This is a genomic window from Spiroplasma eriocheiris, from assembly GCF_001029265.1.
Lineage (GTDB): Bacteria > Bacillota_I > Bacilli_A > Mycoplasmatales > Mycoplasmataceae > Spiroplasma > Spiroplasma eriocheiris.
The window spans coordinates 1,012,799-1,034,160 of sequence record NZ_CP011856.1 but is presented as its reverse complement, the minus strand read 5'-3'; the positions used below and the strand labels follow the sequence as shown (position 1 = coordinate 1,034,160).

Annotated in this window: 14 protein-coding genes; all 14 read left to right on the top strand. The window is 25.8% G+C overall.

All coding sequences use genetic code 4. The features are described 5' to 3' along the window. The first annotated feature begins 14 nt into the window (after positions 1–14). Positions 15–836 carry a hypothetical protein gene (locus SERIO_RS04680; protein ID WP_047791698.1) on the top strand — a complete coding sequence of 274 codons (822 nt, stop codon included), beginning with the start codon at positions 15–17 and terminating at the stop codon, positions 834–836. Beyond that, complete coding sequence (locus SERIO_RS04675) at positions 826–4,374, top strand: ABC transporter permease (protein ID WP_047791697.1); 3,549 nt, start codon at positions 826–828, stop codon at positions 4,372–4,374. Before SERIO_RS04680 ends, SERIO_RS04675 begins: the two co-directional genes overlap by 11 nt. A 157-nt stretch (positions 4,375–4,531) precedes the next feature. After that, positions 4,532–5,065, top strand: coding sequence for a hypothetical protein (locus SERIO_RS04670; protein ID WP_047791696.1), 534 nt, complete (start codon positions 4,532–4,534; stop codon positions 5,063–5,065). A gap of 158 nt (positions 5,066–5,223) precedes the next feature. After that, complete coding sequence (locus tag SERIO_RS04665; protein ID WP_047791695.1) at positions 5,224–5,661, top strand: hypothetical protein; 438 nt, start codon at positions 5,224–5,226, stop codon at positions 5,659–5,661. Between the two features lie 415 nt (positions 5,662–6,076). Further along, positions 6,077–8,470 (top strand): hypothetical protein, encoded by a 2,394-nt coding sequence (locus tag SERIO_RS04660; RefSeq protein ID WP_047791694.1) that lies wholly within the window; start codon positions 6,077–6,079, stop codon positions 8,468–8,470. A 29-nt stretch (positions 8,471–8,499) separates the two neighbouring features. Further along, positions 8,500–10,311: a TcdA/TcdB catalytic glycosyltransferase domain-containing protein gene (locus SERIO_RS04655; protein WP_047791693.1), complete on the top strand. Its 1,812-nt coding sequence runs from the start codon at positions 8,500–8,502 to the stop codon at positions 10,309–10,311. Between the two features lie 30 nt (positions 10,312–10,341). Continuing rightward, positions 10,342–13,092 (top strand): hypothetical protein, encoded by a 2,751-nt coding sequence (locus SERIO_RS04650; RefSeq protein ID WP_047791692.1) that lies wholly within the window; start codon positions 10,342–10,344, stop codon positions 13,090–13,092. A gap of 226 nt (positions 13,093–13,318) precedes the next feature. Continuing rightward, entirely contained in the window at positions 13,319–14,323 is a 1,005-nt protein-coding gene (locus tag SERIO_RS04645; RefSeq protein WP_148553469.1) for a hypothetical protein, read from the top strand. A gap of 14 nt (positions 14,324–14,337) precedes the next feature. Further along, complete coding sequence (locus tag SERIO_RS04640) at positions 14,338–14,682, top strand: hypothetical protein (protein ID WP_047791690.1); 345 nt, start codon at positions 14,338–14,340, stop codon at positions 14,680–14,682. Next, positions 14,664–15,353, top strand: a complete 690-nt coding sequence (locus tag SERIO_RS04635) for a hypothetical protein (protein ID WP_047791689.1) — start codon at positions 14,664–14,666, stop codon at positions 15,351–15,353. The genes SERIO_RS04640 and SERIO_RS04635 overlap by 19 nt, the downstream gene beginning before the upstream one ends. Next, positions 15,337–17,898, top strand: coding sequence for a Z1 domain-containing protein (locus SERIO_RS04630; RefSeq protein ID WP_047791688.1), 2,562 nt, complete (start codon positions 15,337–15,339; stop codon positions 17,896–17,898). The genes SERIO_RS04635 and SERIO_RS04630 overlap by 17 nt, the downstream gene beginning before the upstream one ends. Positions 17,899–18,032: 134 nt before the next feature. Next, complete coding sequence (locus SERIO_RS04625) at positions 18,033–18,377, top strand: nucleotide pyrophosphohydrolase (protein ID WP_047791687.1); 345 nt, start codon at positions 18,033–18,035, stop codon at positions 18,375–18,377. Positions 18,378–18,379: 2 nt separating this feature from the next. Continuing rightward, positions 18,380–20,260, top strand: a complete 1,881-nt coding sequence (locus SERIO_RS04620; protein ID WP_047791686.1) for a DUF2075 domain-containing protein — start codon at positions 18,380–18,382, stop codon at positions 20,258–20,260. 52 nt (positions 20,261–20,312) lie between these two features. Then, positions 20,313–21,251 (top strand): hypothetical protein, encoded by a 939-nt coding sequence (locus SERIO_RS04615; protein WP_047791685.1) that lies wholly within the window; start codon positions 20,313–20,315, stop codon positions 21,249–21,251. Positions 21,252–21,362 lie beyond the last annotated feature (111 nt).

Genomic DNA, 21,362 nt, shown 5'->3' with positions numbered 1-21,362 from the left:
TGTTAAGGTACAAGATGTTGTTATTAATTAAGCAGGCATTAAAAAGTAGTTTAAAAGATAAAATTCAACTCGTAATATTAATTATTTTAGTGGCCTTGTCTTCAATTTTATTTGTTTCTTCCAATACCATTAATCAACGGTTAAACTCAGCATATAACTATATGGGCAATGGTGAATTTAATTATGATTATTCTTTTCGTTATAATTCACTACTTAATTATCAAAATACCCAGAGTATTACGCCCTGGACTTCTTTTACGGATGAAAAAATTGAAGTGTATAAAAAGAATCCGGACCAAAGTTATCGCTTAGAATACAGTTTGCCAACAATTTCAATTGGTGCGCAACCAGATGATGTGCTCCAAGCTTTAAAAGCTGAATATTTTACAATTAGTACTGATGGTAATTATATAGTGTCTTTTGCGCCTGGTTATTCAATGGCTAATATTTATAGTTTGAATAATATTAACCTAACAAGTAAACACTTTCAGAATTCGTTAGTTGGCAAATTAGTTAATAAAATTAGCATAACGACTAATGATAATTTAAAACAAAAATATCAAAAGGATTTAGATAATTATTTTAAAGTCTTACAACAAGCTCCCACTTCTTTTAATATTTTACAGTTGATGCAGATTTATGCCAAAACTAACAATACTACTGATCTTAACCAAATTGTTAATTACCTAAATGATGATAACGTAACTAAATGAAGTCAGCAAATTTATTTAGATAAAACCGATAATCAAATTCCGAGCAATCAGCAGGGCGATCCTAATTATTTATTTACTAATAAAATGGGCGGGATGTTAGGATTGCTGGTGTATGATAATTAACCGTACTAATAATAATCAAACATATAGTTATCTTTTTGAATCTGAGTTTGGAACTAGCTTGGATAGCTTAAGTGATCCCCGTAATTTTGCTAGTTACCAAGTGGGAAATTTATATGCTTATGATTCGTCAGCAAAATTCTTTCGGATTATTGATTTATTTAATACCTATAGCCAAATTTTAGGGGATGTAAATAACTTTAAAATTTTTAATCGCCACGAATATTACGCGTGGGATTACCAAAAGAATTTAAAATATAAAATTATTAATTGGGAAGATCTATTTGCCAATGATCAAATGCGATTATTTGAAACCTATCAACGCGATCCCACTTGAAACCAGCCAGGTAATAATGTTTATGTTGTTGTTTCACCAAGTTATCAACGACTTTATAATGTCAAAGTGGGGGATGCTATTAGTCTTGGGGATGATCAAACTCGTTCACTGTATGTTGGTGCTATTGGTGGTGATGTTGGCAATATTTATCCAACCATTTATGATACTGACACCATCCCTAATCAACAAACCGAAGCAATTATTTATTTAAATCCCGTTGCTTATAGTCAAACTTTAACCAAATATTTTATTGGGGATAGTATTAAAGAAAACTCAACTGCTTTTTTACAATCGTATGGGGTTGATAAACAAACTGATTTAAAAAATTTTAAATATTATTTAAATGATGATTTTTTACATTTAAACCAAAATAATTATGCCCAAATCAAAAGTAATCAAGAAACAGCAGCCATTACTAATCGGAACACGATGTTGGGGACGGTCATCAATATTTACCAGTTAATAAATTATGGATTAATGATTTTCTTTTATGCAATTTTAGTGTTATCGTTGGTTTTTATTATGAAAAAGATTATTAACAAAAGGAGAGTTGAAAACGGAATTTTAAAAGCAAACGGGTTTAGTATCTATCAAATTGCCGCATCTTATCTTTCATATGGAATAATAATTTCTCTGATTGGCGGTCTGGCGGGATGAGGATTAGGACTAGTAATGCAAATCCCAATTATGAATGTTTTTAATAAGTTCTTTATTTTACCAGTTAATTTTACTATTAGTGGGTGATCATTTTTATACAATATTATTATTGCGCTGGGATTAACAATTTTTATTATTTTGTTGATGGGAATTATCCAGTTAAAAGATAACCCATTAAAATTAATCCAGCCAAATAGTAATTTAAGTTCTGAGAATAAGTTAACTCATTTACTAAAACGAATTCATTTTAAAAAATTTACTAGTCGGTTTAAAGTAATCTTATTAAGTGTTTCGTTAAAAAATATTGGGTTATTATTTATTGTTCTATTACTAGCAACGGTTGGGTTAACCGGGGCCATTATTATTCCGACTTCTTTAAAACAAGTAAGTCAGGATTATTATAAAAATCTTGGTTATAATAATGAAACTAATTACAACGGAATTATTGGAAATAACCCCCTAACGGGCTACCAATTATATAATTGAACAGGTCCTGATAGTGCCAATCCAACTTACCCGATTCGGAATAATAATGTTTTTCCTAACTATATTAAAGAATATTTATATGACAAAGATGGGAATACATTAGATGAAAATGGTAATATTGTTCCGATTGGGAGTGCTAAAAAATATTGATTAGATATTTGAAACTTACCACCAGCGGCCATTAAATACTATGAAGATGATTTACGAAATGCAGTTTTATATAATTTTGCCACAGCCCGGGGAACTGCTCTATCATTAGGAATTTTTAAAGCATTATCAGACCATTATTTAGATGATGATTTAAATTACACGATTTCAACGTTATTATGTACAGTTGTCCCAACTGCTTTCGGGAAAGAACCAATTCCCTTTGATAATACAAAACCATATGAAAGTTGGCGCTATTGTTTTTCGGTGGCAACCGAAAGTATTTTGCCCCCGGATATTAAACAAATTTGAAGTGGGAATGAACAACGTCAACGTGAATTTGCCTTTACCTTTGGGACCCAGGCTTATCAAGCAACCCAAGATGATTTATTTACAAGATACCGTTCGCAGTTTAATGACTTTAGTGTTGATACTTATGGTATTAGCGCAGATAATAATACAATTGTAATGAAAAACAAATTGCGCAATGATTTATTTAACAATGATCGTAATAGTTTACCTTCAACAATTCCAGTGGCAGTCAATAGTATTGCCCAGAAAAAATATGGTTGACAACCAAATGATCAAATTACAACAACTGTTGAAGTTCCAACATTACAATTTTATAATTCCCGCACAAAAAATTATCAAACCATTGGCAGCGAAAATAATAGTAGTAGCTCATATTGATTCTATAATGCGAGTGGGGATTTTCATAATACAAGTAATCTAATCGATTTAGAAAAAGAAAATCTTGATTTATCAAAATTAACTATTAATAATGATAATAATTCCTTCCCAGTTCAATTTGGTTATCAAGCAGATAACAAAATTAGACCGTATTATCAATTATCCAATATTGAATTATTAATTCCCACTTCTGAAGTAGATGCTAGTGACTGGGATATGAATTTAATTAGTGATACAACTGGTGTTAGTTTACCAAAATTATTTGAAACCAATCCGCCAAATCCTCAACAAAAGGTGGTGGATAAAGTAAATTATGATGATGGTAACGGTTTAAAAGAGTATTATGTGATTAAACCATATAATACTGATTATGATTATATTATTAATGACCCGTTATCATCTTTCCAAACTTTCCCTAATAATTGGTACCATGTGGCAATGAGTAGCGATATTTTACATACCACAAACCCATTTTTAAAAGTTAATAATGTGCGTAAAGAAGTCCATTACCAAGTTGTGGGAGTTCAAGAATCATATGATCGCCCCCGCATCTTCTTAGACCAAACCTATGCCAACCAAATTATGGGCTATAATTTAGTGAATGACCAGCAAACTAATACTAAAGCATGGTTTAATGGGCAGTATAGTAAAGATTATGAACCATATACTCAAACAACAGTTTATAATGTTGTGAGTCCAAATGGTGATTTCTTATTAAGCAATTTCTTTGCTGGAAAATTTACTAACGCGGTTAATAGTAACCTTAGTGATTATATTGGAATCAAAAAAGACATTATTATTAAATTAGCTAATATTTCCATTATTTTATCAACCTTATTTGTCTGCTTAATGATTATTGCCGCAGTTATTGTTGTCTTCATCATTACTGAAGCATTTTTAACAACCTATTTAAAATTTATTGCCGTATTAAAAACAATGGGTTATCGCAAACGAGAAATTAATAGTATGACCTTAGGAATCTTTACCCCATTTGTGTTCATAGCTTGAGTAATTGGGGTTTTTGGAACCTGGTTTATTATTAAAGCAATTGTAATGACTAGTTTAAATGCGGCAAACATTGTAATTCCGTTAAACTTACCTTGAATCTTAATTCCGATTACCTTTGTATTAATTGGTATCATCTATGGTATTGCCTATGGGATTTTAATTCAAAAAATTAATCATAGTAGTATTCAAGAACAAATTAATCTAATTGAAAGTTAATTAATTAATAACATTCCTAATAAAAGTTATCCTGATTATCATTATTTATATCTAAATTAAAATAAATTGATTATAATTAAAAGGATAACTTTTTAAGTTGAAAAACTATTTTTGATAATAATTTAATTAACATTATTGATAGAAAGGACTTGTTAACATGCGTATTATTCCTCATGAACTATATCAATATGCTCCTGATCTTTCACTTACTGCCTTAAGAAAAGAATTTGGGATGCATGATTATTGTTTGAATGTAAACCCCCATAATAAAGCAATGCAACCATTTTTAGATTTAAAGAGAAACTATTTTAATTTATTAATACATAACTGAGTTATTGAAATGCATAACCGAGGTCATTATGTTAACACGTTCCATTCTTTTTATGCCCAAAATAATAGTTTTGAAGTAGTTCAAACAGATTTCTTTTTAATCTTAGAATGTTGTGTTCAATGAGATTTAAAAGAGTTTCTACCATATAATACAGATTTAACTTGATATGACATAAGTTTAAAATTCTTAAAAGAATCAGAGTCCAATATTCAAAATTTTACTAAGGAAAAATATCAACATTTATTAGAATGATATAAAGACAAGTTTATGGATTTTAATCAAAGTGGCAAGTTAAAACCAAAACAATTAAATATGTCAGAAGTAATTAAATATTTTAACGAATATTTAATAAATAAATAATTTTAATTAGTTTTTAAACAAACACATAATTTATTCGAACATATGAAACTTTAAAAATTTTTAATTTGCAACTTTATAGCCTTTATTTTATAATTAAGATAGTTCATTAATTGAACTATTGGTCATTTATTAATATTAGAAAGTTGAGTAACAAATATATGAAAAAACTAATTCAATTAATTTTTAGTTCGATTATTTTAGCAGCTGGAATTATCTCAATAATTTTATTTGCTCAGTTATATATTAAAAATGATATTGTTCCACCAATTGGAAACTATAACTTTGATAATGTAACAGATGCCTACACCGGAGTTGCTGTTCTAATGGGGATTGCTGCTGGTTGTGGAATCTTAATGTTAATTACTAATTTAATTTTCTTAAAAGGAAATATGTGAGTTGGAATTAATGCCTTAGGAGCATTAGCAATTGGTGCAGTAGTAATGGGTCTATCAGCTTATTATGTATCATGAACAAAAAACCCAGACTTAAGTGTTTCAGGAACAACATTACGATCAGTAATGATCTTACCAATGCTATTTTCAGGAATTATTGTTGTTCCTAGTTGTATTGGATATGTCTTAGCATTTAAAGATTAATTTAAGAAGATTATAAAACAACAATGATTTCTTTATTTAATTCTATAAGATAAAGAAATTCTTTTTTTTTTTTTTTTGCAATTAATACTAGTAGTTGTAAGACCAGTTATTTTATTGATAGGTTTTTTAAAATATTAATATTAGAAATTAAGGTTTTTATTAGAGATATAAGAAAATTTATGAAAGTTTTACCAAGCTTTTTACAATATCAGTGTTAAAAAATATCTAAAGTAATTTTTAAGAAATAAAATAAATAAATTTAAACAATTAAAAAATCTAATAATTATTTTTAATTTTTTAATTTTGCACATTAAAATAAAATTAGAGTTTTTAAAAAACCAAAAGAAATTATTTATCTTTTGGTTTTTTTGCTCTATGTTAAAAATAATAATTAACTATATAAGGAGAAAAAATTATGAATAACAACAACGAAACTCTTAAACAATTAGAGGAATTTTCAAAGATACAAACAGAGGCTGTTATTAAATTTTTAGACGAACAATTAGCATTAAAAGTTAAATCAGAAATGCTTTTTTATAAAACTCATGTTGGAAAACCACTTCAAGTATTGTTGGAAGATAACAATTTAACCCAAGAAGAAGATGATAATTCATCCCAAGAAGAAGATAATAATTTAACCGAAGATGAAGTTAGATTAACAATAAACCAAGTTATCTCAGTGAAACTTAATGATGATTTAACATTTAGGAATAATAATGAAGGAATTTATGATACATTACTTCAATATTATGCTGATAATGATGATATTTTAAACTTTAAAAACCAATACGAATGTAAATTAAGAACTGATCCCGCTAATACAAAAATTCTTCTTTTTCCGTTAGCAGAAATGGTAATTGAAGAATTTAAAAATAAAGACCAAACTGGGAATACCACCGAGTTTATTAAAGCCAAAAATATTTTGCCCCAAATGGTAGATGCGAAATTTACTTTAAATCAAATTTATAAACAACAGAATCAAAAATCAGACCTAGCACAACAGTTAGGAGCTCTAGAAGAAAAAGTAGAAAAAGCCATAGAATTATTAAAAGATAATAAACCAGATTTGCCAAAAGTAAAACTTAATGATAAAGAAGTTAATGATATTTTAAGTAAATTAACATCAGATGTTGCAGGACAACCAGGAACTTCGAAATTATTAGGAAAAGTATCACCTAATGTTAATAACAAAACTAGTGGGGATAATAATAGTGTCCCAAATAAAGAAAATTTAATCCAAGGGCCAAAATATTTGGCAATTGAACCAATTGATTCAAACTTTCAAAGTATTTTTAAACCGGAAGATATTAATTCCGCCAACCAAAATAGTATGGAACTTTTTAAAATAAACATGAAAGAATTAGCAAAAGAATTCCGACAATATATGGATGATTATAATTTTGCTAAATTTTTTGTTGATGGAAAAATTGATGGTGACTTAAATGAGATTGGCCAACAGCAAATGAAAGAAGTTCGTAAAATAATTATTAAAGATCCGAGCGATTTTTTACCAAAATTATCAAAAGACGAGGAATTAGAGTTTTTAACTTGATTAAAAAATAGCCAAACTTTTTCGAGTTCTAATGCTGAAGAGAGTACTAAAAAACAAAAATTTTATTTATTATTACATAGTGAAATTGTAGGTCATAATATAAAACTCCCAGAAAATACTCAGTTTTCAAGTTCAACTAGCACAACTAAAAATGGTGATCCACAAAGTCGTAATAACATTTCAGAGTCTAAAAGTTCTAGTCATTCTTATATTCCAAAAGGAGAAAAATATGTTTTAGATAACCTAAAAGAGCCGTTAAAAAAATTATATGAAAAAAGAGCACAAATAGCTTTTGGTAATAATTTATATTTAGAAACTTATAAAGCTTTGCTAATTGACAGATGAAAAGAAAAATTGCCACCAGAAACTGTTAGACATGGAGTTGTGAAAATAATTGAACAATTAGAAAATAAATTAACTAATGAAAAAGGCAAAAGTTTGACTGATTCTATGAAAGTTGATTTTAAAAAAATGGATTTAGAAACAAAAGAATTATTTTTTAAAGTTAATAAAATAGCGGAAACTTTAAATAAATCCCATATTTTTTTGGCAGTATTAAATAATTTTAATATTATAAGTGACCCTAACCGCATTAAAAACGTGGACAAATTCGATATTAACACCCGTTTTTTGAAAGATAAAATATGTATTGAAGCAATCATTAACTATTCATGTTCTACAATAAAAGATTTTAAAAAGTCCTATAAAAAAGATTTTGCAGCAATAGTTAATAATTATGTTTCTAATAAAGAAAACCACCTAGACAAGAAACAAGCTGGAAAAGTTCAAGAACAAGCCCAAAAATACTTTAATAGCTTAGTGGGTGCTTTAAAAAACAAATGTAATATTGAAAAAATTAAAGATAAATTTTTAATGCCAGAATGACAAAATAAAGATATTCGGAATATGTTTTTTGAAATAACAGATGAAGATAAAAAAATTGATGAATATTTTGAAAACCAAATTAAAAATAATGAGAGACATAAATTAGAACAAAATTATAATAATAGTTCTGGTGGCAAAAAGCCTACTAGTGTTATAATTAATGACAATAATGATATACAAAAAAATGAGTCCCAACGATCTTTAGAAAAAGAACCATATAAAGAACCAAGTAATAGAGAAAAATTAGAAGCCCAACGATTACAAAACACCTTAAAAGAAGCTGAAATTGAAGAACGTCTTCTAAAATTAAAACAATCTTCAACAAAAGAAATGAAACATAATGAAGATGAATCTCTTGCTTCTACTTGTTAATAAAATTATTAAAATTTAAGGAGAAAATTATGAAAAAAGAAAAAATTATAAATTTAATTAATAAATTAGATTTATTTAAAGAACGAGATTATAATAATTTTTTGGTAAAATTTAATCAAAATGTTGATTTATTAGAATCGGAAAAACAATTATTAGCTTTAAAAACCATTGTTCATTTAAATGTAGAAGAAAATAATGTTGATAAATTAAAACTTTTAAAATTAATTGATAAAGAGTTAAAAAAAATAGCACAGCCACTTCCAAAAAATGAACAAATTTTTCATGCGTATGTTGATTGAAATAATTGAGACCCGACTTACATAAAAAATTATCAATGCTGAAGTAAACTCTATCCTAATTATAAGTTAAACTTATGAACAAATAAGGATGGTTATATTGTCAAAAAATTACAAGAAATTATTCCACCATTGCAAAATAATACTGTTTTAGACTACTTATTAAAAGAATGCCATATGCAAAAAGAAAGCAATTATGCAAAAATAAAACAAATATTTATTGACCAAAATATTTTAACTGTGGAAACTGCTGACAATTTTTTCAGTCAGCATGAAAAAGAATGATCAGAGATGATAATTAAGTTAAAAACATTAAATATTAATTTATTAGATGTGAAAGAAAATTTTGTCAATTTATCTAATAGTTGCCAAGGTGATATTATTTACTTTTTTGATAATTATCTTAATGAATTATTCAATGGCAATTTAAAAATGGCAACTAATTATATTTCGCAATTATTAATTAAAGCTTATGGGGGAGCATATCTTAACTTAGATTATCTACCAGAAGTTAATTTTAATTATCTTACAAAAGAACTTCAAAAGTTAATTAATTTAAATCAAATTCCTCGTGAAAATGGAGAACAATTAATTAATTCATTAACAATACCCGACCTCACAATAAATGACCAAAATTTTACTCCTCTCAACCAGACTGACCCGTGATTAAACCAAGAAATAAGCAATAAGCTAAATGGAAACCTTACTATTTTACCCACTGATGATGAAATAAAAAAACATGTTAAGCAAATGCTAATGACGGTTCCGATGGAAAAATTTTTAAAAGATGATTTAACTGTTCTCCGTTCGCAAGGTTATAAAATGGTGAATTTTAATAACTTGATGGTAGGTAATAAAAATAATAAAATTACTAACTATATCATTAGTGAAATTAATCGGATGACATTTAAGGACATTAATCTTAACCCGTCACTTTATCAGAAGATTCATGAAGAGGCTGTGATGGTAAATAATTATCTAAATATTAAAAAATATGAAGATAACAATTTTGATATTGGAAAAATCAATCCTAAATTATTTGCTAATTCTAAATTAACAACCGGACAGTCTAACTTACAGTCGGTATTAAATAACAAGAAATTTTCTTTTGCCAATTATTTATATAGACATTTGCAATCTGGTGGATATGCTACAAGTAAAGTTTCGCTTTCAGAAAGTCTAGTAGATTTAGATAAAAAATTAATGAAATTGTTTTTGAATTGAATTACAAAACCACTTGAAATCACAAATAACCCGAAAACCCACCGCAAAGCACCATTAACTATTGAAAGTTTAATTTCTAATTATCGGAAACCAGCTCCTCATAAACCTACAATTAATGATCTACTAGAAAACAATGTAAAAAAAACCAAAAATTTTTCGCATTCTCAGAAAACTACACTATCAGAAAAGGTTATGTTAAAACAACAGGAAAATATAGAGAAAGATCGCGAAATTACCCGTCGTTTAGAAAACCTTAAAAAATCCGACAAAAAGTCTAAAGTTGTTCCTCTGCAACAGTTGTCAGAAGCTAAAATAAAATAACCAGTATTTTAATAAAAGGAGATAAAAATTATGAAAGTAATACCTATTAATCCAATACTATTTATAAGTGAACTTAGTGCTGATAATCAAGAAGCAGTGCTCAAACATATTGAAAAATTTATGAATATGAAAGCATATTATATGAACGAAGAAGAAAAAAGGACGATTAAAGATATGCCTTTAGTTGCTGATAAATTCTATTCCTTACCAACATTGCTGTCTAATCATGGCAATATAAGCAGAGAAATTTCATTCTCTGACGAGAAAAAAGGCCGTCATACTATTCAAAAGCCGCTTTATCATGCTTTTATTGAAGAATTTCCCAAAGAACCGCTAGCCAAACTTGCCCTATATGAAATATCAGCATTATTAATGAAAGAAGCTGCTTTGAAAAAAGGAATTGAACCATTTATAGACCAACCCACTAGTGAAGAAGTTACTAAAAGGATAAAGGAATGGTCAGATAATTATAAAAAAAATATTATAGAACCAAAAATTGCTGAAAAAGCAGCCACTTTTTCGGAAAATAGTTTAGAGCACAAAATTTTTTGTGAAATTAAAAATAATGATTTTGTCCAAAAATGGAATTATACTTATAATTTTGGTAATGAAGTTATTAACCGTGGAAAACTTTTCACAAATAATGAACTTGACTTTTATTTTTATCCTTTTGCGGTTTATAAAACACTATATGGTGACGGCGAATCTTCGCCACAATTATTTACTGAACAATTAACCGCAGAAATTGATAAAATAATTGATAATTATAAATTTTCATCGGGATTTAAAGGGAGTGATAATCTTCAATGTCAAAAAATTAAAAAATTTTTTTTAGATCTTCAACGAGAGTATTATAGACAAGGTGGTAAAGAAGATATTAAGATTAATAAGTCAATTATTCCATATAGTAATTTCTTTATTGATATTCAAAAGTATAAAACAAATATTAATAAACACCGAATTGACAAACTTCCGATGATTCATTTTTTTACTTGTTGAGAAAAACAAAAAGCATATGAGCAATATGGAGATTATTTTGAATTAAGATTTAATATTGTTAAAACTACCCATAACTTAAGACAAAAATATGGAGAAGAAATATTTAAAAAATGTTTGCTTTTTAGACATGCTGCTGATTTTGCTAAGGAAGCAAATAAACATATTTTACAGGAATTAGTAATTATTAATATAAAAGATTCTGATCAGCAATGAAATGAATATCAAGAATTAAAAAGTAAGGCCACAGAAATTGAAAATAATTTAATGGTTAAGATTGCAGATTATGAAAAATTATGTAATATTCTAGCACAAAAAGGCAATAATAATTTAGGTAATATTATTCCTGATAAGATTGCCCAAGATGACTATGATCAGCTACTGAGTACAATAAAAAAATTTATTCAAAATATTAAAGTTCCCATTGAAGAAAAAAACACAATTTCTATTGTTAACTTTAATTTTAATCAAAAAGCTTTTGAAGAAAAATATAATGATGAAGATGGTGCTTTTAGAAAACAAATTGATGATACTCGATTAGTATTATGAGAAAATTTATTAAAGAATAAAAAACTTATTGAAGAAGAAAGGATGGTTGAAATTGCCAAGAAAACTGAACGTTCAGAATATCAACCACTTGTTTCACAACCTGAAACTATAGAAACATTCCCCCGTTTTTCTTCTGCTACTAAAAAACAAAGTCAGAAAAAAATACATATTGGTAGTATTATTACCCAAAACAAACAATCATCATCACCGTCAAAATTAAAATCTCATGACAAAACAAAGCATAAAGATTCCAGAACTTCATTAAAATTTACAATAAATCTTGGTCCTGCAAAAGATCGTAATAATTTACCACCAGAACGTAGTTTGGAGCAACAAAGAGATATTGAAAGAGAACGTCACAAATATGATCATCCTTCTTTTATTAAAAAACCACCTTTATCTTCTGAGAAGACAAAAAATACCATCAATAAAATCGATGATTTTATCAAACCTGAAGATGAACTTTTAGAAAAAGGTGTTAAAGTGGCTTTCAAAAAGTTAACCCTAGAAGAAGAACCTTCTAAACAAGATAATCCACCACTGTCTAATTATTTTAGAATTGTAACTTTACGGAGAGAAAATAAAAAAGATATTAATGGTCAATGTATAGATAAAGAAGGAAGGCCTGCAATTCTTTTAGATGAGTGGGGAGAACAATCATTAATTTGAGCGGGTACTTCTAAAGATAAAGAATATTTTGATGCTGTCACTAAACAAATGTCTACTAAATTTGAAACTTATTTTTATTTTTGGAACATAGAGATTGTGGAAAACAAATTTATTCAACCACAATATAAGGCTGACAGGAATCCTCAAATAATAGATATTAGTGAAATTAAAATGTTGAAAAAATTACTTGAAACAAATTCTGAAAAAGATAATATTCTTACCAAAGCATATGAAATAATTACTCAAAAATTAGATACTTATTCGGAGGATAAAGATTTAAAAATTACTGAATCTACTGATTCTCAAGATGGTATGAATGCTTATTTAGAGGAATATAATAATCAATCTTCTTATGCTAAATCAGAAAAACCAACTCCTAAAAGTAAGTCCCGTTTTAGTATTGAGCAAGTATTAAAAGTTTCAAATGCAGAAAAAAAATCTAGTAATATCGACAAAACCAACGAAATTCAGCAACGATTAGAACAACTAAAAAAAGAAGCAAAAGAAATCGAAGCCAAGGCAACTGGCACAAAAGCTAAAAAAATAGAGAAAGAACTAGCCCGCTAAGTAAAAAAATATAAGTAATTTGGGTATCAATATCTGGGGAAATATTTATAATTTTTGAAAAAAATATAAAAAACAAGGTGTTCTTTATTTGGAAGCAAATAAAGAACACCTTTTAATTTTGATAATAAATACTATTCAATCTAATATCTTGTTATTTTATTAATAAAACTACTTTAAATTAATAAAAATTATGTAATAATATATTTGAATAGGTAAAATTTTTTTAATGTTAGGAAAAAATATTATGAATGGGGAATATCAATGAGATTTAAGCTTAGTTAATGATAGGGCAAAAATGAATGTTATTCATGGCGCTATTAAAACAAAAGCTAATTTATTAAAAATATTAAATAATACCAACCATGGTTTTGGATTGGAACATGATTTTTTGGTCAAGTGAAAGCACTTATTTTTTGATTTTCAAATAATTAACTGTCGAAACCAAGAATTAAATGATGATGGGTTGTATAACTATTTTGATGTGGCATTATACAATAAACAAAAGGATAAGTATAAGATTATAACCATCCTCGTTGAACCAGATGTAATAAATTATCCGCTTGATAACATTAATTTTGAAGCAAACCTCCGCAACGATGATATTTATTATTTAGAGTGCCGGATCTTCTTTGATAAAATCTTATTAAATATTAAAGACTTTAATAATAAATTAACTTTAGGATTATTAGATTCTTTTTCAAATATTTTGGCAAAAGCATGAGTTAAAAATAATTTAATTAGTGAAAATAATATAAAGCAATCCCAACAATTTTATGATAAGTTTTTAAAAATTTTAAGTTCTAGTTGAATCAAAAGAATTAACAAAAATCCAAATATTAAAGAGACTAAGATTACTAAGTTAATTTATAAGAAAATAAGATATCAAAAAAAAACTCTCAAGCAATTTATTACTTATAAAATTAAAAATAATCAAGATGATCGTTACACATTTCAACAGTTAGGAGAATTTATTACTTCCAAGTGAGAAAAGATTAATTCTAAAAATAATGTTTATAAATATGCTAAATATAATTACGAAGAAATTTTTGAAGAATTTATTGATCTATGTGAACAATATTATGATTATGATATTTGTGAATATTATTTTTATGGCCCAGAAATTAATGAACATAATAGTTTAGAGTCTGAATTGTTTTATAAAGATTCGGAAATTAGAGAAACAATTCAACTGTTAGAAGAATATTTCTTAATATTACGAAGGTTTTTGTAGAAAAGGGGTTTAGTATGAACATTACTATTTTAAAAGGAGAAGTTGTAGAAATTTCTGAAATGGCAAGAGATAAATATGGTCGGTTATATTTAAGAGGATATATGTGAACAAATAATATTTCATGGGATAACAGAGAAGAAAATGCTAGAGTAGATTTTTATGTATGGGATCATCCACACATAAATTTAGTTAAATTTAAGGAAAATTTCTTAAATCAAAAAGCTTATTTAATAGGTTATGAAAAGCATGTCCACAATGGTAATTTACTTATTATTGAAAAAGCCATTTTGTTAAGTGAATTAGAAAATAAAAATGAAACTGAAGAAATAAGCAATTTATTATGGAAAGTATTTGGATAAATATGGAACCTTTTAAAAGCAATGAAGAGGTTTCAGAATATATTTTAAACAGATGAATAGATAAGGAAAGGATTAATTTACAAGAATTTATTAATTTCCTAGGCTGTATTTCTCTAAATAATTCAAGAATTAATCGAAGATTACTTATAGATTCTTTAGTTGATATAAATATGATTAGTTTTTTAAATGAGAATGAAATTACCTTTAATTTTCAGAGTTTTATAAATAAAAATGATCTAATTCAAATTGAAAAAAATATTCATAGTTATCTTGATGAATTAGAAGAATATAAGAATTATCCTTTAATTTTTATATGTAAAAAAACTTTTGCTAGTACATATAATTTTTTAGAACTTAACAAATTTGAAAACACATATACAAATATTCATTCGTTATATTCTGCATTAAGATTTATTGATACTCTTCATTTACTACCTTTGGAATCAATATGAAATAATAATTTTGCTTTTATAATATTAAGAAACCAACAAAATTTTAAAAATAAAATTGAAATGTACGAATATTTAGTGAACTCTTTTTTTAAAACCGGAGCAACAACATCTGAAAAAATTTTAGAAGAAATAAACCGATTAATACCAATAAGTAAAGATCAAATATTAATAAAAAAAATTATAGAGGGGATCATAGAACAGAATGAAAATGACAGATAAAAATAAAGAGAAATTATTTGCACTATTAAAGACAGAAGATGATGATAGCACAGGAAGAACATCCGCAATTAAACAGTTTATAATGCTATATCCAGAATTTTCTTATGAAGAAGTTGAACAATTTATAAATGAAAATGTTGGAACAAAAGTAAAAATTAATGATGGAGAAGGTACCAACATTTTAAAAAATATTGATGAAAATCGAAAACATACCCTTTTTGATAGATATATTGATAAATTAAAAACCAAACAAACAATGACTAATTATGATATTGAAAAATTAGCTTATGATATTAAAAGAATTATGCATGAGATTGATGTAGTTGAGGAAGTACCTGAGTTTTTGATCAAGGGTTTGGTTATTGGTGACATTCAATCTGGAAAAACAGCAAATTTTTCTGGTTTAATGTCTTTAGCTTATGACTATGGTTATCATTCTGTTATTGTTTTATCCGGAATGGTAAATGATTTACGAGATCAGACATCTAACCGGTTAAATGATGATTTTGGTATTTTACCAGATGATATAGATCAAGATTTAATGGGAGAATTCCTTTTATGAGATACTGCTATTAATAATTTAACAAATGGTAAAGATTTTTCAAAAAATGAATGGGCAAATTATCGTTCCCACATAGTAAAACCACATTTTTTTGTTGTGAAGAAAAATGCTAGCATTTTAGCCAATGTAATTAACTTTTTTAAAACTGAATTGCAAAAGACACCGCGGTTAAATACTAAAAAATTTTTAATTATAGATGATGAAGCTGATCAAGCGTCATTAGATAATTCTCCAAAAAATAATGCTCATGTCTCAAAGATTAATGCCTTAATTTGTGAATTATTATCTTTATTTAAAAAAGTGTCTTATGTGGGCTACACAGCAACTCCCTTTGGAAATATCTTAGCGGATCGCAAGATTAATAGTTCAAATTTAAATTTATTTCCTAATGATTTTGTTTATTTATTAAAAACTAGTAAAAATTATACGGGTTATGATTCATTTATTTCAGAATATTCTGATTTAAGTTCTCAAATTATTAGGTATATTCCGTATTATGAAATTGATATATTAGATGAGTTATTAAAAGGAAATGTTGATTTAGATATCATTGAAACAGAATTAAATTCTTTTTATTGAGCTATTAATTCTTTTATAGTTTCTTCTGCAATTATAGAAGTTCAAGAAGAAAGAGGAAATATTGTAAATAAGTTAACTGAAAAATCAATGTTAATTAACATATCAGCTAAGACTTTTGCCCAAAGTACAATGTCAAAATTAATTGAAAATTATTTATTGAAGCTTAAAAAATGAAACGAAAATGAAATTCATAATGAAATGAAAAAATGTTTTGATTTTGAGTTTGACTGTGAAGAGTTATCATATGAAGATATTAGACCCAAAATAATAAATATTTTACATCAAATTCAATGTTATGAATTAAATACATCTGATAAAGGAAAACGAATTAATTTAATAACAGAATTAGTGAGAGATCAAATTAAAAAGAATGATTATGCTTATTCTATCTATATTGGTGGTCATAAACTTTCTCGAGGCCTAACAATAAGTGGTTTATTAGTTAGTTATTTTTACCGTAATTCTTCATTTTATGATGCGGCAATGCAAATGTGTCGTTGATTTGGTTATCGTGGTGAGTATATTCAATATACTAAATTATTTACAACAGATGAAATTATTAATAATTTCATTAATTATTTTGATTCTTTTGAATTATTTAAACATTTTTTATCTCAAAACTTAGAAATGGGATTGTCAGCCCAAGAAATTATTTATCAAATTCAATATCATGAGAAAACTAAACCAACTTCTCGTAATAAAATGAAAGGTGCCGAAATTGCTAAGAGTTATTTTGACAATAGAAGTCAAATTTATGACTACTTTTATGATCATAAAATAAACTATAAAAATTATACATTGGTTGATAACTTTTTAAAAAAATATAAACCAGATTTTGTATCTAGATATTTTACTTTATATAAAAATATATCTTCTAGTGAAATAATTAAATTTTGTAAAGAACTACAACTTCCAAATTTATCAAAGAAAAAAATAGATTATATTACTTCTAAGTTGGAATTAATTAATGAAGAAAATTTTAAAAATTGAAAAATAGTAATTCCTAACATTACTAAGAAAACGGCAGGTCAAGTAACTCTAGGAAATTATGATTATAATTTATCTACAAAAAAATATGAGAGAATTTTATATAATGAACAAACTAAGGAAAAATATTATAAATTAAAAGTAATTTTAAATTCTAATATTGAACATTTTGAAGAAATTAAAGAATTAGTTTTAAATAATGAGCCTGTCACAACATATTTAAAAGGAAAACAACTTGTAAAAGGTGATAACCCAGTTTTATTTATTTTTAATGCTGTTTTAGGAACAAAAAATGATGATAAAAATATGAGCAAGCCATTAAATTTATATGCCTTTATGCTTCCACAACTTGGTCATAATTCAAAAGAGTCAATAGATTTTGAACCTTATTGAGTTAATACTAGTATTTTAGAATAAAAAAATATTAATTTTAAATTAAATGTATTTGGATATCTATAAAAAATAAACAAAAAATTTAATTTTTAATATTATAATGAGATTAGTATGCAATAAATATAATATATATTTTCAATTAATGAAAGGAATAACAAATGAATGACTTAATTAACAAAATATTAAAATTTAGAAATGAAAGAAATTGAAAGCAATTTCATACATTAGAAACATTATCAAAATCAATAATTATTGAAGCAGCTGAATTATTAGAAAATTTTCAATGATCTTCAAATCCTAAAAACTTAGATAATGTTAAAGAAGAAATTGCTGATATTTTTATATACGTTATAGAATTATTAGATTTAATTGATATAAGTAATGAGGATGAAATAGTAAAATTGGTGGTTAATAAATTAGAAATAAATGCAAGAAAATACCCCATAGAATTAGCAAAAGATAATTCTTTAAAATACAATGAATTGCAGAAGGATAAAAAATAACGATGATTATATACAAAGCAACAAAAGATAAATTTTTAGAAGAAATTAAAAATCAAAGTATTACAAATATTATTTATACTCATTTTTTAGATAAAAAAGTTCATGTTAACCATAAAGAATTAATATCATGGTCTAATTCCCTTTATCAAGTTGCTGAAGTTTTAATAATGTCTGATATTCCTGGGAATACTGGTATTGCAATTGAATATATGGTTCCTTATACCGATAAAAGAGTTGATTTTATTATTTCGGGCTATAATGATAAGGAACAATCAGTTGGAATAATTATGGAATTAAAACAATGGGAGTATCTTGAACAGGTAAATAATAAAGATGGAATTGTTAAAACATATTTAGCTGGTAAACTAAGAGAAACTGTTCATCCATCATATCAAGCATGATCTTATGTAGATATAATGAATTCTTTTTGTTCAGCAGTTGAAGAAAGAAATATAACTTTAAAACCAATTTCTTTTTTACATAATTATGAATTAAAAGATGTTTATGATCCAGTTTTAGATGTAATTTATAAATGATATTTAGAATATGCACCAGTATTTACAAAACATGATAAAGACAAATTAGCAAATTTTATCAAGGAAAATATTAAATATGGTGATGAGGGAGATATTATTTGGCAAATTGAAAATGGTAAAATTAAACCTTCCAAGTTTTTGCAAGAAAGTTTAAAATCAATGATTGAAAATAATCCCGAGTTTACGCTAATTGGAAATCAAAAAGTAGTTTTTGAACAAGCAAAATTAATGTTTAATGAAACAATGAAAGATAATAAAAAAAGAATATTAATTGTGAAAGGTGGACCAGGTACAGGAAAATCAGTCTTAGCCATTATGTTTTTAAATTATGTGATTCAAAAAGGCAAACTTGGAAAATATATTTCAAAAAATTCAGCACCCCGAGAAGTTTATAAATTTAAACTTAAGGGTGACCATACAATAAAAAATATTGATGGTTTATTTAGTGGTTCAAGTTCTTTACATACTTTTACAACAAATTACTTTGATACATTAATTATTGATGAGGCTCATCGTTTACAAGAAAAATCAGGGTTGTATGCTAACAAGGGTGAAAATCAAACTAAAGAGGCTATTAATGCTAGTTTATTCACAATATTCTTCATTGATGAAAAACAAAAAATTAGTTTAACAGATAATGGCCAAATTTTAGAGATTGAAGAATTTGCAAATATTTATAATGCTGAAATTAAAAAAATGACCTTAACCTCTCAATTTAGATGTAACGGTTCTGATGGTTATTTAAATTGAATTGATAAAGTTCTTTATAATAAAGAAATGAAAGATGAAGATGATAATTATTCTTTTGCATCAGATTATGATTTTCAAATAATTGATTCACCAAGTGAATTGATGAAAATAATTAAAGAAAAAAATAAAAGCAATAATAAATCTCGAATAGTGGCAGGATATTGTTGAGATTGAAATTCGCAAAATGATCCAAGCGCATATGATATTAAAATTGGTGATTTTATTGCCCAATGAAATTTTAAATCATCTGAACCTTGAGCAATTGGTCAAAATTCAGTAAATCAAATTGGTTCAATTCATACTTCTCAAGGTTTAGAATTTGAGTATGTTGGTGTTATTATTGGTGATGACTTAAAATATAAAAATAACCAGTTAATCGTTGATTTTAAAAAACGTGCTAAAAATGATAAAACAGTTAGAGGATTAAAAAAAATAGAAAAAGAAGATCCCCATTTAGCTTATGAAAAAGCAAAAGAAATTATTTTAAATACATATCGGACTTTTTTAACCAGAGGACAAAAGGGCTGCTATGTTTATTGCACAAATTTAGATTTATCTAACTATTTAAAAGCAGAATTAAATAAAATAAAAAGTTAGATAATAATTTTAGATAATTAAATTTAGGATATTAATTAAGAAGAAACAGTTTATGAATAAAATGAGTTTATTATTAATTGGAAATGGAATAAATATATCTTTAAATAAAGAATTTAGTTTAAATAAATTTATAGATATATTAAAAAATTATTATAGTATTAAGCAACTATATCAGCAATTATATTTTTTTGGAAATGATCAATATACAGAAGAGGAAATAGACATTTTCTTTAAGGCAATTGAAAGATCTGAAAAATTATTAAATGAAGTTTTGACTAATTCAGAAGAAAAAGGTGTTGAAGATGCAATAATAAAATATACTAAGCAAGTTAATAAGTGATTAATATTAAGTGAAGATAAAATTAGAGATAAATTTATAGAATTTTTTAAATCTTTATTTGTTGGTTATATTTATAATTTAGAATCTACAAGTCAATTTATTTTTAATCCTTATTTTTTATTTGATAAATACAAAGAGAAAATTAAAAAATATGATAAGATTTTTACTTTAAATTATGATAGTATTCTTGAGGAGCAAATGCAAATAAATCAATCATTAATCATTCATCTTCATGGACGAATGATATATGATAGAACAAATCAGAAGTTAGATTTTTCAAATTGTTTACTTTCTACATATAATTTTCCTAAATATAAATCTAATATTCCTCAATTATTACTTATTAAAGAAAGAAATAATTATATTGGTGAGTACGACTTAGACATATTTGGATTAAATCCTATTAATGATTATGATATTTTTGCCTTGTTTATAATTTCAAAAGTTCTTAATAACATCAATTTTTATTATCATACTTCAAACGATTTAGAAAATTTTATAAATATGTTACACAAAATTTCATATTGAAAATTAATTGATTTAAAGACAGGCTATAATTTGCAAAAAGAACCTAAAGATAAAGGAAAATTAATAGAATCAATAGAAAATTCTACTTTTTATATTAATAAAAAATTAAGCGATGAGTTATAATTAATATTTTATCAAAATGAATTAGATACATCCCCTAATTCTAAAGTTGAACATAAGATTAAAGTAAAATTAATTCCTTCATCAAAATTTATAATTTCAAAGTAGTTTTTC